Consider the following 12,040-nt stretch of genomic DNA (forward strand, 5'->3'; position numbering starts at 1 on the left):
CCATCTGCCGGCGGCGTCACCGTGGTCGTCCAGCCCACCGTCACCAACACGGTGCCCAACACCCAGGCCCGCACCGAGACCCGGCGCGGCCCGGCCGGCGAGGTGATGATCGACGTCTTGTCCGCTTCGCGTTCCCTTCGGTCCGTCGACCGGATGGAAATGCTGATGAGCCGCAAGATCGGACGCGGCGAGGGCCTCGCCCCCACCCTGGAACGCCGCTACGGCCTCAACCCGGCGGCGGGGGCCTATCGATAACCTGTTTCGCGTGTATTGAAAGTCGCTCCGGAAAATGCCATGCTGAACTTGCGAGCCGGGAGTGGGTTCGGGTCACTGAGCCCCCGCTATCAGAGCCCCGGCTCGCTTTCTATTCCGGGAACCGCTTGGAAAAGGGACCACGTAATTTGACGCGGTTCCAAAGCTGCATGTTGGCTCGCTGCTTCGCCGACCCGAATTTCGCCAGCCACTCGGGAAAATGCATCGCAGGCGGACGGCGTGTCGGGTCGGTTTCCGCCAGAAACGCGGCCGTTACCGCATCTTCCGTGACCAGGCCTCGATAGGTGACGGCGGCGATCACGTCGGCAAGCTGAATCAGCCGATTGTTCTTGGATTGGACGAAGTGGATCGAGTCCACCACATGTTCGATCCGGGTCGGGCGCCATCCGAAGCGGGTGCTCTCCGTCTTGAATATCTCCAGGTCGTCAATCAGGCTTTGCTCCATATCCTCGTTCTCGTCGGCGACGATGAGGCCGAGGGCGTCCTGGGACTTGAGCCGATCCTCAATTCGCTCCACCAGGAGCAGGAACGCCAACTGGTGGGGATGCAGATTCGCCTTGGATCGCTGCTTGTCGATCGCGACATAGCCGAGCGTCACTTTCTGCCGCTCGATGATATCCAGGATCTCGTTGACGAGCCCGATGCGCTCGTCCGGCTTCATGCCGGCGAAATAGCCGTTGCCGTGGTAGATGTCGTAGCCCCGGAATTCGAACTGGGTGTCTCCCGACTTGGCGCCAAAGTACTTGTAGCCCAGGGTACGTAGCTCGTCCTCGACGGGCCGTACCAGCGCCTCGTCCAGCATGACGGCGGCGAGCAGATGGATGGGCTGCTGTGGGTTGGCCCGGACTCCGGTGGCTCCGGCCTCGTCGATGTAGATCAGCTTCATTCCGCTCCCCGTTCTTCTTGCCCCGACTGCCAGAGTAATGGCGGCCGGGAACGATGCAACATCGAAGACAGCGCCCATGCCCCTCTCCTGGCCCCCGACCCTGCCCCTGCCGACGGTGCAGGGATACGGCATCCGTCCAGGCGAGGCCATCCTGCGCACCGAGATGGAGGCGGGACCGGCCCGACAGCGGAAACGCTTTACCCAGGTGCCGTCCCGGATCGCGGTGCGCTGGCTGATGCGACGCGAGCAGTTCGCCCTGTTCGAGGCCTGGTACCGCTGGCGGGCCAAGGAAGGCGGCGAGTGGTTCGAGATTCCCCTCCTGGGCGGGGTGGGACTGGTGGACCACGAGGCCCGGTTCACGCGGCAGTTCGAGGCCAGGCTGGTGGGGGGACTCCTGTGGGAGATCGCCTCGGAGCTTGAGGTGCGCGAGCGCCCGACCCTCTCGGCCGACGCCCTGGCTATCGCGCTGGATTCCGATTTCGCATCCCTGTTCGCCACCGTGGACCGGCTGCACGGCCTCGTCCACGTCACCCTGCCCGTTTCCCATAGCTGGTAACCCCCATGTCCCTGCAAGCCGACCTCCAGGCGGCCGTCGATCGCGCATCGGCGGCCAGCGCCAAGCTGCACGCCGTCGTCCACGGCGATGGTGCCAGCACCGTTGAGACCGAGAATGGTCCGATCAAGACGGTCGCCAAGGCCATCGCCGACATCGAAGGCAGCCTGGAGGCAGGGCGGGCGGAACTGGACGGTAAGGTCGCGACGGCTGCCGCCAGCGAGGATTCCGCCGCCGCTTCCGAGGCCAAGGCCCGGCAATGGGCCGAGGAGACCGAAGACGCGGAGGTGGAAACGGGTGCCTTCAGCGCCCGCCACCATGCTCTCAAGGCCTCCGCGCACCGGGAGAAGGCCGAGCGTTGGGCGGAAGCCCCGGTGGACCAGGAGGTGGAGCCGGATCGCTACAGCGCCCGCCATTGGCGAGCAGGCCCGCCTGTTCGCCAATGGCGGCGCGGAATTTCACGGCCTGACGGTCGGGGACGACGGCTCGCTCATCTGGACCCACGGCACCGCCGGCAGCTTCGCCGTCGCCGACTTCGACGTCTGGTGGCTGGTGCCGCCTGGCGTCTCCCTCTCCATCGACGAACTCGGACACCTGGAAGCGAGGATCTGATGGCCACCATCGATCTCGGCAAGATCCGCCTCGCCTGGCGGAGCGACTACGACCCGGAGGCGGCCTATCGCCCCCTCGACATGGTGCGCTTCGAGCGCGACCTTTTCATCTGCATCAAGGCCCCGGATGCTCCCGGCACCGATCCGACCAGCACCCAGCACTGGGCGCTGATGGTCGAGCGCAACGGCTTCTTCTGGCGCGGTATCTGGGACGAGGCGACCGCATACAAACGCAACGACGCCGTCTTCCACGGTCGCTCGTCCTATTTCTGCACCGCCGATGCTCCCGCCGGCACCCTGCCCACCGATCCCGCCCATTGGACCCTGCTGGCCGAGGGCATCTCGATCACCGTCGATCCGGGCGACCTGATCTTCCGGGACGCGGACGGGGTGGAGAAACCGCTGTCCGTCGGCGCGCCGGGGCAGGCCCTGATCATCCAGGACGATGGTCTGCCGGGCTATGGCGAGATCGATCTGCGCAAGCGCAGCCAGTTCGCAGCACCCATCACCGCGCCGCCCTTCACCACGCCCACCGCCGGGCAGTTCATCGGCACCCCGAAGTACCGGGCGGCGGTCGGCACGCCGACGCTCTTCTGGGAATCCCACGGCCATAACTGGCAGTACATCCTGGGCGACCAGACGCGGGAATACGGCACCGGCAACTGGACCTCCTGGCTCACCAGCAGCGGCAACTACATGCCGACCGACATCCAGAACCTCGGCTGGTCCGGCGGCTACGGCGGTTTCCCGCAGTACGACAACTGGTACTACATGCATGGCCCCACCCAGGGCCAGAACCACGGCCAGCGCACCGGCGCCTGGTCCGGCCATTCCGGCTACCGCTACCGGGTGCCGGCGACGCCCGGCATGCACAACCGGGTCTTCGTCAACTTCTGCACCGGGAACGGCTGGTGGTGGGGTGTCTTCCCGTTCCTGCTCGACCCCCGCAATGGCTACGCCATCGTCAAGCGCCTGCCGGCCATGCATCCCCAGACCTGGAGCAACAGCTATCCCACCTGCTCGCTCCAGCTGACCCCCTTCGGGCAGATGCAGTACAGCCAGAACACCGGCAACATCTGGTGCCATTTCGACCTCCGCAAGGATCTGGTCGATCTGTATTCCGACGACGACGGCTACCTGCACTTCGGCGTCGCCATCCACACCAGCTCGACCGACAGCGGGTACGTCCGCATGGCGGGCGTCGCCTGCACGCCGGTCCACGATCCCGGCATCGTCACCGAGGGCTACGGCATCTACTACGGCCTGAACGGCTGGTGGCAATCGGAATGGGTCTGGTGGGGCCACGCCGCCAACCAGTTCGCCTGCGTCCAGTGCGAGAGCAACCGCTACCCCGGCAACACGGTGCGCTATCTCTACGCCCCGGTGTTCGACCCCACCAAGGATCTGCTGCTCACCCTGATGGCGCTGAACACCAAGAACGCGGCCAGCACCGGCTACCAGAGCTACGGCGAGCCCAGCCTGCAGATGATCCCCCAGCATCCCAACACCGGCGCCAACAACAGCTACCGCTACATCGCCCGCGCCGGCTGGTTCAAGTCGGGTCCGACCCTGGACCAGTTGGAGGCCTGGGGTGTCCTGCAGCCCTTCCAGTACGTGATTCCCAAGGAAGTGGTGCAGGAATGCCTGGGCTACGGCGGCCACGGTGTCGATGACGTCATCCGGCTCCAGTGCTCCACCTATTGCGGCTCCAGCGGCTTCGTGATGGTGGGCTACTGGGCCCAACCCCTGGAGGCCTGAGCCATGCCCATCAACATCGAACGGAAGGTCGCCGAGGCCGTGAAGTTCAAGGTGGCGGCGGCCAGGTCGCCCTTCGACGATCCGGCGGGGTTCAACTTCACCGTCGCGGCTCCGGTCCGCACGGTCGAGGACAAGGACGTGGTCGAGCCGGAGGTCTCGGTCTGGGCCATCGAGGGCATCGACGCCCCGGACGCCGGGACCCTGAAGTCCTGGCTGGCGGAATACGAGGCTCATCTGGAGGCCACCGGATACCGTCGCGCCAGGGCCGCCGCCTATCCGGCCCTGGGCGACCAGTTGGACGCCCTCCTGAAAGGCTTCGCCGAACTGCGGACACAGGGCGCCACCCTGCCGCCCGACCTCGTCGCGGTGATCGACGTCTGGCAGGCGGTCAAGGCGGCCCATCCCAAGCCGCCTAAAATGTCGGACGGTGGCAATGCCTGATCCCGCCCTCAGCGAGGCCATCCGCGAGGCCTATGCCTCCGCCCCGGCCGATGTCGTCGTCCTGCACACCCTGGAGATCTGGCACCCATCCTTCATCGAGGACGGGGCGCCCAGGCCGATCCGGGTGGTCAGAAACTACGAGGACACGGCCACTTGGCTGGGTCTCGGCGGAGCGGAGGTTCAGGCTGTCCTGGATGCCCTGGACGCGGAGGCACGGCGCAAGGTCGGGCTGGTGGCCCGGATCGAGGCGGGGGCGGCGCGGGACGCCGGCCTGCTGGTGCCGTTCGTGGCACTGGGCTTCGAGATGGAGTTGCCGCCGGTGGACACCATCCCGGTGCCGGAGATCGTGGTGACGCTGGACAATGTCGGGCGCGAGATCACCCGCCACCTGGACGCCGCCGCCGTCAGCCAGGACGCCATCCAGGTCACCTACCGGCCCTATCTCTCGACCGACATCGAGGGGCCGCAGATGGACCCGCCGCTGACCATGACCCTGTCCGAGGTCGAGGTGGACGTGTTCCGGGTCACTGGCCGGGCGCGGGTGCTCGACATCGGCAACAAGGCCTTCCCCAGCGACATCTACACCATCAGGAAATATCCGGGACTGCGACGATGATTCTTGAATTGGCGCCGGCCGCCCTGAGCCAACCCCGGCGCGGGCATTGGGCATCCGAGTATATCGGCCTGCCGTGGTCCGCCACGGGGGAAGGGCCGGACTCGTTCCATTGCTGGGCGCTGGTGCGCCATGTGCAGCGGCAACGGTTCGGCCGCGACCTGCCGGCCATCCCCAACCCGGACGACCTGCTCGCCATCGCCAGGGCCTTCCGCGACCACCCGGAGCGCCGACGCTGGGATCTGGTCGAGGTTCCCGAGGAAGGTGACTGCGTGCTGATGCGACAGGCCCGCTATCCCGTCCATGTCGGCGTCTGGCTGGGCGTGGACGGCGGCAAGGTGCTGCATGTCGTCCGCGACAAGGGCGTGGTCGCCCAAGCCCGCGACAGCCTCGCCGCCCATGGCTGGCGGATCGAGGGCTTCTACCGCTTCATCGGAGACCGTCCCTGACCCGTCCCGCCACAATCGTCATGGTCCACAATGCGCTCAGGCCCGAGCGCGACCGCAGGGTGATGCCGGTGTTGAAGCCGGTCACCATCCGGGGCTGGCTCGACGGCCAGGGGATCGCCGAGTTCGCCCAGCCGACCATCTGTCTGGTCAACGGCCGCGCCGTCTTGCGGGCCGAATGGTCCGTGCTGGTGATCCGTGCCGGCGACGTGGTCTGTTTCGTGGCGCTTCCCCACGGTGGTGGTGGCGGAGGCGGGGGCGGCAAGAACCCGCTCCGCACCGTGCTCATGGTCGCCGTCATGGTGGCCGGCATGGCACTTGGTGCCGCTTATGGCGGGGCTTTGGCCGGGAGCTTCGGCTTCGAGGGCGGGGCGGCGGCCTTCGGCTCGGTCACCTGGGGGCAGGTGTTCGGTGGCGTCATCTCGGGCGCGGTCAATCTGGTGGGCGGCGCCCTCATCAACGCCCTGGTTCCGGCTCCCAGCCCCTCGCGGCCCTCGGCCGATTGGGGCCTGGGCAGCATCGGCAGCCCGCCCAGCCCGAGCCCGACCTATTCCCTCCAGGCCCAGGGCAACCAGGCCCGGCTTGGCCAGCCCATCCCGGTGATCTACGGCCGCCATCTGGTCTATCCCGACTTGGCCGCCGAGCCTTGGTACGAGTACGCCGACAACGAGCAGTACCTGCACCAGCTTCATGTCATCGGCCAGGGCCACTACGACCTGGAGGCCATCCGCGTCGAGGACACCGACATCGGCAACTTCGCCGAGGTCGAGGTCGAGATCGTCGAGCCGGGCGGTGCCGTCACCCTGTTCGATCCAAACGTCACCTCGGCGCCAGAGGTGGCCGGCCAGGAACTGACCGCGCCCAATGATCTGGGGAGCGGCGAGACCGGCTGGATCGGACCCTTCGTCTCGGCGTCGGCCGAGACCACCGCCACCCGGATCGGCATCGATATCGTCTTCGCCCGTGGTCTCTACTACGCCAACGATTCCGGAGGGCTGGATACCCGCTCCGCCAGTTGGGTGGTCGAGGCTAGGCTTATCGACGACGACGGCCTGGCCATCGGCGCCTGGCAGCAGTTGGCCTCGGAAAGCCACTCGGCAGCGACCAACACGCCGATCCGGCTGAGCTATCATTACGCCGTGGCGCCGGGCCGCCATGAGGTCCGCCTCAGGCGCACCGACAACAAGGACACCTCGTCGCGCGCCGGCCACGAAATCCGCTGGGCGGGCTTGAGCGCCTGGCTCCAGGACGAACCCGACTATGGGCCGGTGACCCTGCTCGCCATCCGCATGCGGGCGACCGACAACCTGTCCCAGCGCACCTCGCGTCTGATCAACTGTGTCGTGACGCGCAAGCTCCCGGTCTGGTCCCAGGCAGGATGGTCGGCACCGCAGCCGACCCGATCCATCGCCTGGGCCTTCGCCGACGCAGCCCGAGCCGAGTACGGAGCGGAACTGGCCGATGCCCGGATCGATCTGGCCGGGCTGCTGGCTCTTGATGACGTTTGGGAAAACCGGGGTGACCACTTCGACGGCGTGTTCGACACCTCCATGACGGTATGGGAGGCGCTGACCCGCATCGCCCGTTGCGGCCGGGCCGTGCCCATCCAGCAGGGCGGTATCGTGCGGATCGTTCGCGATGGACCGCAGAGCCTGCCGGTCGCCCTGTTCGGGCCGCGCAACATCGCCAAGGGGAGTTTCCGCATCCGCTATGTCATGCCGGGGGAGGAGACCGCCGACGCGGTGACGGTGGAATACTTCTCGGCCCGCACTTGGCGGCCCGACGAGGTCACCGCCAAGCTGCCGGACTCCGCCGAGGAGAAACCGGCCCGCCTCCAGCTCACCGGCTGCACGGACAAGGATCACGCCCAGCGCGAAGGCCTCTACATGGCCGCCGCCAACCGCTACCGGCGCAAGCTCGTCACCTTCCAGACCGAGTTGGAGGGGCTGATCCCCACCTATGGCGACCTGATCGCCATCGTTCATGACATGCCCCGCTGGGGCCAGGGTGGCGAGATCGTCGGCTGGGACGGGGAGACCCTGACCGCCTCCGAGCCGCTGGAATGGGCGGACGGCCCCCACTACCTGGCGCTCCGCCGGGCCGACGGGGCCATCGCCGGCCCCTATCCGGTGGTCCCCGGCGAGACCGACTACGCGGCGGTGCCGCAGGCCCCCCTCGACATCGAGCCCTACACCGGCGGCGAGGCCGAACGCACCCACTACGCTTTCGGCCCATCGGATGCCTGGAGTCTGTTTGCCCGCGTGCTCGCCATCCGGCCGCGCGGCGAGCGGGTCGAGATCACCGCCGTCGGCGAGCACGACGCCGTGCATGTGAACTGAAGGAGACAGCCATGGTCTGGCGCAATCTGCCCCCCGAGATGCAGCACACCCTGGTCGGGCTGGCCTGGGCCGTGTGGTGGGCCCTGATCGGGCGCGGCCTCTATCACGCCGACCTGGTCCGCAAGGGACGGCGGCGCTTCTGGTCCCTGCAACTGGCCTGGGAGCTGATGATCGCCATCGGCATGGGCGTGGTGGCCGGGGGTGCCGCCGAGTACCTGCAACTCGGGGGCATGGCGGCGGCCGGCTTCATCGCCGCAATCTCCTATCTCGGCCCGCGCACCATCGAATTCGTACAAGCATGGGCGGAACGCAAGGCCGGCATCGACGGAACGCAGTGAACGCGTAGCGGACATCCCGCCGACTGATCATCCCTGTCATCTCTGTCCACCATGGCCGCCCCATCTGGGCGGCCTTTTTGTTGCGAGGCAATCGACATGCTGACCTTGCTCGGCTCCGCCCTCGGCTTTCTCACCAGCCTGTTCCCCGATCTGCTCAAGCTCTTCCGCGAGCACCAGGACCGCAAGCACGAACTGGCCGTCATGGACCGTCAGATGGAAATGCAGCGGGCCGGTCACCAGCAGCGGCTGGAGGAGATCAACGTCCAGGCTGACATCGCCGAATCCCAGGCACTCTACCGATCCCTGCGCCCGACCGGGGTCAAGTGGGTGGATGCGCTGGCGGGATCGGTGCGCCCGGTCATCACCTACGCCTTCTTCACCCTGTTCGCCGCCGTGAAGGGCTCTGCCCTCTACCTGCTGATCGCCGTCGAGGGTGTCCTGCTGGCGCAGGCCTTGCCGCAGATATGGGATCCCGAGACCCAGGCTCTATTCGCCGCCGTGATGAGCTTCTGGTTCGGCGCGAGGTCCCTTGCCAAGTTCAGGGGGAAGTGAGCCATGCGCCACGTCACCGACCAGGGGCTGGCGCTGATCAAGCGCTTCGAGGGCTTCAGCGCCACGCCCTACATCTGCCCGGCCGGATGGTGGACCATCGGCTTCGGCGCCATCCACGGCCTCGATGGCCTGCCCGTCACCGCCACCACCCCGCCGGTTACCGAGGAGGAGGCCGAGACCCTGTTGCGGCGCGACGTCGCCGTCGCCGAACGGGCCGTCCTGCGGCTGATCACGGTGCCGCTCTCCGACGGGCGATACGATGCGGTCGCCTCCTTCGCCTTCAACCTGGGCGGTGGGGCGCTGCAGCGCTCGACCCTGCGCCGCAAGGTCAACCGCGACGAGCACGGCGACGTCCCGGACGAGTTCCGTCGCTGGGTTTGGGGCGGAGGCCGTAAGCTGCCAGGGCTCGTGAGGAGAAGGAAGGCGGAGGCGGAGATGCATCTCGCTGAATGAGGCGGACGGTCACCTGATCTCGATGCCGCGGCCGACCGGGGATATCCTCCCCCGGTCGGCCGCTCTTCGCATTTCCGGCCCGCGTATGAGGCAGGCCATTGGCGGGCTCCGAATGGGATCGCCACCATCCCCGCCGCTGCCCTTGATCCGTCCCCGCCGACGGCGTCTCCGGCACTCCCCGCGCTTCGTCCCATCGGCCGGGTCCGGGTCCCCGTTTTCCTCGATCCATCGTAGCCATGGATATCGTCGATGTCTCTCCTGGAAATGGAAACCAAAGTTCCCTCCTTGGACGGTGACATTTTCGGTTCACTACATACGCAGCATCCGGGGCCCACATCCAACTCCGCAGTTCTTGATAAAAAGACACCCCCCAGGGGAGATTTCTGGGGGGTGAAGTTTGTTCCGCTTCCATCGATTGGACTTGAGGAGGAAGTAGGCCGGCGGGTGTTTCGATGGAAAAGGGGCACCCGTCGACCCGGGGGAGTTCAGAATCTGAGTTCCTGCCATTCCACGGTGACCGCCTTGAAGCCGTCGCGCTCGCCGTTGCGACCGTTCCAGATGGCGAAGGCGACGGGATAGACAGTGCCCTTGCCGCCCTTGCCGAAGGTGACGGCATCCGTGCCGGCGGGAGCCAGTTCCCGGCGGATGACCACCGTCCACTGGCCCTTGGCGTAACGGCCGGAGGCCTTGACCGTGGCTGCCGGATTGGGCGTCAGGGTGCCGGTGCCGTTGGCCAGCAGGTTGGCCCCGCCGTTGGTCGTCGCATTCCAGTGCCAGACGTCGACATGGCGCCCCTCGCCACCCATGAGAATATTCGTTCGGGTATCACCGTCCGAGGCGAACTGGACGGCGGCGCCATCGACGAACCTGCCCGGACCACGCGCGGCGTCGGCGCCATCGTCCTTCCAGCGCAGCCGGAACAGCAGATCCTTGCCGCTGCGCGCCGCCTGGACGGTGACGCGCGTGGTGACCGCCTCCCCCTGGATCGCCGGATGGATGGAAGGCGCGGTGGTCAGTTCGATCTCGGTCGCCGGCACCTTCGCCCAGGCGGCGGCATCGACATCGCGTTCGCCCAGCGGCTCCTCGACGGTAGCCACTGGGACGCCCGCGGGCTTGGTCTCGGCGGTCAGGGCCGGCACCGGCGCCGTCAAGGCGACGAATGCCAGACCGGCCCAAAGAAGGGCAAAGCGGCGAAGCGGGAAGGTCATGGTCTTGCTCCTTCGACAAGGGCTTCCGCGGCGACGCCCGGCGGCGATGGCGCGGAACCGAGGGCGGCTTCGAGGTCATCAAGATGGCCGGAAACGAGGCGGTCGAGCCAGCCCGCCAGGCGGCGGTAATCCGAGGCCAGGCCCCGCCGGTCCATCCGGGTGCAGAGTTCGGGAACCCAGCGCGCCAGATGGCGGGCCAGGAAATCGCGCTGGGCCAGACGGAACGGCGAGGCGTCGCGTCCGTCCGCCCGCGCCTTTTCCTCCAGGACTAGCAGATGGCCCATGAATTCCAGTTCGGCGGACAGGTGGTCTGGAAAGTCGCGCGTCTCGCCGCTCAGGCGCAGGCCGAAGAAATGGTAGAAGCGCAGCAAATCCTCCTGGATACCCTCGCGCCCCTCCTTGTCGAGGCAGAGCCCTTCGTAGAGGGGCACGCCCCCGGTCTCGAAGGAGGCCAGGTATTCGGCCTCGCGCTCTTCCGGGGAAAGGCGATCCAGCGTCGCCTCCAGGCGCGCCTGGCCGATGGACGCCCAGAAGGCCGCTTCCGGGTAATCGAAGGCCCGGGCCAGGATTTGGTAGATCCTGGCCAGCGCCGTCGTGTCCGCCAAGGCTTGCCGCGCGCCGCTCATATCTTGAACCTGTCGGCCGAGGTGTAGCCGATGAGAAGGTCGGTCAATTCCGACGGCTTGGCCTCGCGGCGCTTCTGCATTTCCGTTCCCAGGGTCTTCAGGCTCGATGGGAATGCGGGGCTTGTCGCCCAGGCGCCCATCCTCCTCGAAAAGCGGCGGCGTGGTGTTGATCGGCGGCACGTAGAAGACATTGGGCTTGGTGCCGTATTCGGCGTGCAGCGGCAGGGCCACCTTCCATTTGTCGACCAGCTTGTACACCGGGCCGTCCTTGTCATCGCGGTAGCTGACGAAACGGATGCGGCCGACGCACTGCGCCGAACAAGCCGGGATCGTCCCCTTCTCGACGCGGGGGTAGCAGCCGATGCATTTCTCCGAGGTATTGGTCTTGGTATTGAAGAAGACCTTGCCGTAGGGACAGGCCTGAACGCAGTACTGATAGCCCCGGCAGCGCTCCTGGTCGACCACCACCAGACCGTCCTCGGGCCGCTTGTAGATGGCTTGGCGCGGACAGCCGGCCAGACAGGCCGGATTGGAACAGTGGTTGCAGATACGCGGCAGGTAGAAATAGTGATTGTTGGGGAACTCGCCCTGCCCCTCGTCCTCGTCCCAGTTGGGGCCCCAGGTCGGTTTCTGGTCGGGCACGACGCGATCGCCCTTGCCGTCCAGCAACACCTCCTGGAAGTTATATTCCCATACGCCGCCATAGTCTTCCCGGGGCGGTATCCGGCCGTCGGGGCGCAGATTGGCGGCCGCGTCGAAGCCGCCGCCCTTCTGCTCCCAGTTCTTGGGGTAGCCCTTGCCGGGGCGGGTTTCCACGTTGTTCCAATACATGTACTCGCGGCCGTCGCGGTTGGTCCACAGCTGCTTGCAGGCCATGGTGCAAGTGTGGCAGCCGATGCATTTGTTGAGGTCGAACACGAAGGCCAGTTGCCGATTCGCCATG

Annotated in this window: 13 protein-coding genes and 1 pseudogene; 10 read left to right on the forward strand and 4 right to left on the reverse strand. The window is 67.0% G+C overall.

What is annotated here, in order from left to right; genetic code table 11:
• Positions 1 to 255: hypothetical protein (locus tag H7841_10120; GenBank protein MEO5337235.1), on the forward strand; the 255-nt coding region annotated here is incomplete at its 5' end.
• Between the two features lie 109 nt (positions 256 to 364).
• On the opposite strand, the gene H7841_10125 is transcribed toward H7841_10120, so the two are convergent.
• Positions 365 to 1,159 (reverse strand): DUF3800 domain-containing protein, encoded by a 795-nt coding sequence (locus H7841_10125; GenBank protein MEO5337236.1) that lies wholly within the window; start codon positions 1,157 to 1,159, stop codon positions 365 to 367.
• Positions 1,160 to 1,235: 76 nt separating this feature from the next.
• Between H7841_10125 and H7841_10130 the strand changes: the two genes are divergently transcribed.
• From H7841_10130 to H7841_10170, 9 genes are all read left to right on the forward strand, one after another.
• Complete coding sequence (locus H7841_10130; GenBank protein ID MEO5337237.1) at positions 1,236 to 1,715, forward strand: hypothetical protein; 480 nt, start codon at positions 1,236 to 1,238, stop codon at positions 1,713 to 1,715.
• A gap of 5 nt (positions 1,716 to 1,720) precedes the next feature.
• A complete protein-coding gene (locus tag H7841_10135) occupies positions 1,721 to 4,081 on the forward strand; it encodes a hypothetical protein (GenBank protein ID MEO5337238.1) in 2,361 nt (786 codons plus the stop codon).
• A gap of 3 nt (positions 4,082 to 4,084) precedes the next feature.
• Positions 4,085 to 4,522 carry a hypothetical protein gene (locus tag H7841_10140; GenBank protein MEO5337239.1) on the forward strand — a complete coding sequence of 146 codons (438 nt, stop codon included), beginning with the start codon at positions 4,085 to 4,087 and terminating at the stop codon, positions 4,520 to 4,522.
• Positions 4,515 to 5,138: a DUF1833 domain-containing protein gene (locus H7841_10145; protein MEO5337240.1), complete on the forward strand. Its 624-nt coding sequence runs from the start codon at positions 4,515 to 4,517 to the stop codon at positions 5,136 to 5,138. Before H7841_10140 ends, H7841_10145 begins: the two co-directional genes overlap by 8 nt.
• Positions 5,135 to 5,584 (forward strand): C40 family peptidase, encoded by a 450-nt coding sequence (locus H7841_10150; protein MEO5337241.1) that lies wholly within the window; start codon positions 5,135 to 5,137, stop codon positions 5,582 to 5,584. The genes H7841_10145 and H7841_10150 overlap by 4 nt, the downstream gene beginning before the upstream one ends.
• Before the next feature lie 20 nt (positions 5,585 to 5,604).
• The gene (locus tag H7841_10155; protein ID MEO5337242.1) at positions 5,605 to 7,920 is read left to right on the forward strand and encodes a phage tail protein; all 2,316 of its coding nucleotides are present in this window, start codon (positions 5,605 to 5,607) and stop codon (positions 7,918 to 7,920) included.
• A gap of 11 nt (positions 7,921 to 7,931) precedes the next feature.
• Entirely contained in the window at positions 7,932 to 8,258 is a 327-nt protein-coding gene (locus H7841_10160; GenBank protein MEO5337243.1) for a phage holin family protein, read from the forward strand.
• Between the two features lie 96 nt (positions 8,259 to 8,354).
• Positions 8,355 to 8,810, forward strand: coding sequence for a hypothetical protein (locus tag H7841_10165; protein ID MEO5337244.1), 456 nt, complete (start codon positions 8,355 to 8,357; stop codon positions 8,808 to 8,810).
• A 3-nt stretch (positions 8,811 to 8,813) separates the two neighbouring features.
• Positions 8,814 to 9,263, forward strand: a complete 450-nt coding sequence (locus H7841_10170; protein ID MEO5337245.1) for a lysozyme — start codon at positions 8,814 to 8,816, stop codon at positions 9,261 to 9,263.
• 485 nt (positions 9,264 to 9,748) lie between these two features.
• Here the strand turns inward: H7841_10170 and H7841_10175 are convergent, their stop codons facing one another.
• The 3 genes and pseudogenes from H7841_10175 to H7841_10185 all read right to left on the reverse strand — a co-directional run bounded on the left by H7841_10175 (position 9,749) and on the right by H7841_10185 (position 12,039).
• Positions 9,749 to 10,471 carry an ethylbenzene dehydrogenase-related protein gene (locus H7841_10175; GenBank protein MEO5337246.1) on the reverse strand — a complete coding sequence of 241 codons (723 nt, stop codon included), beginning with the start codon at positions 10,469 to 10,471 and terminating at the stop codon, positions 9,749 to 9,751.
• Positions 10,468 to 11,097: a molecular chaperone TorD family protein gene (locus H7841_10180; GenBank protein ID MEO5337247.1), complete on the reverse strand. Its 630-nt coding sequence runs from the start codon at positions 11,095 to 11,097 to the stop codon at positions 10,468 to 10,470. The genes H7841_10175 and H7841_10180 overlap by 4 nt, the downstream gene beginning before the upstream one ends.
• Before the next feature lie 162 nt (positions 11,098 to 11,259).
• Positions 11,260 to 12,039: pseudogene (locus H7841_10185) on the reverse strand (respiratory nitrate reductase subunit beta).
• Position 12,040 lies beyond the last annotated feature (1 nt).

Source organism: Magnetospirillum sp. WYHS-4 (assembly GCA_039908345.1).
Classification (GTDB): Bacteria; Pseudomonadota; Alphaproteobacteria; order Rhodospirillales; family GLO-3; genus JAMOBD01.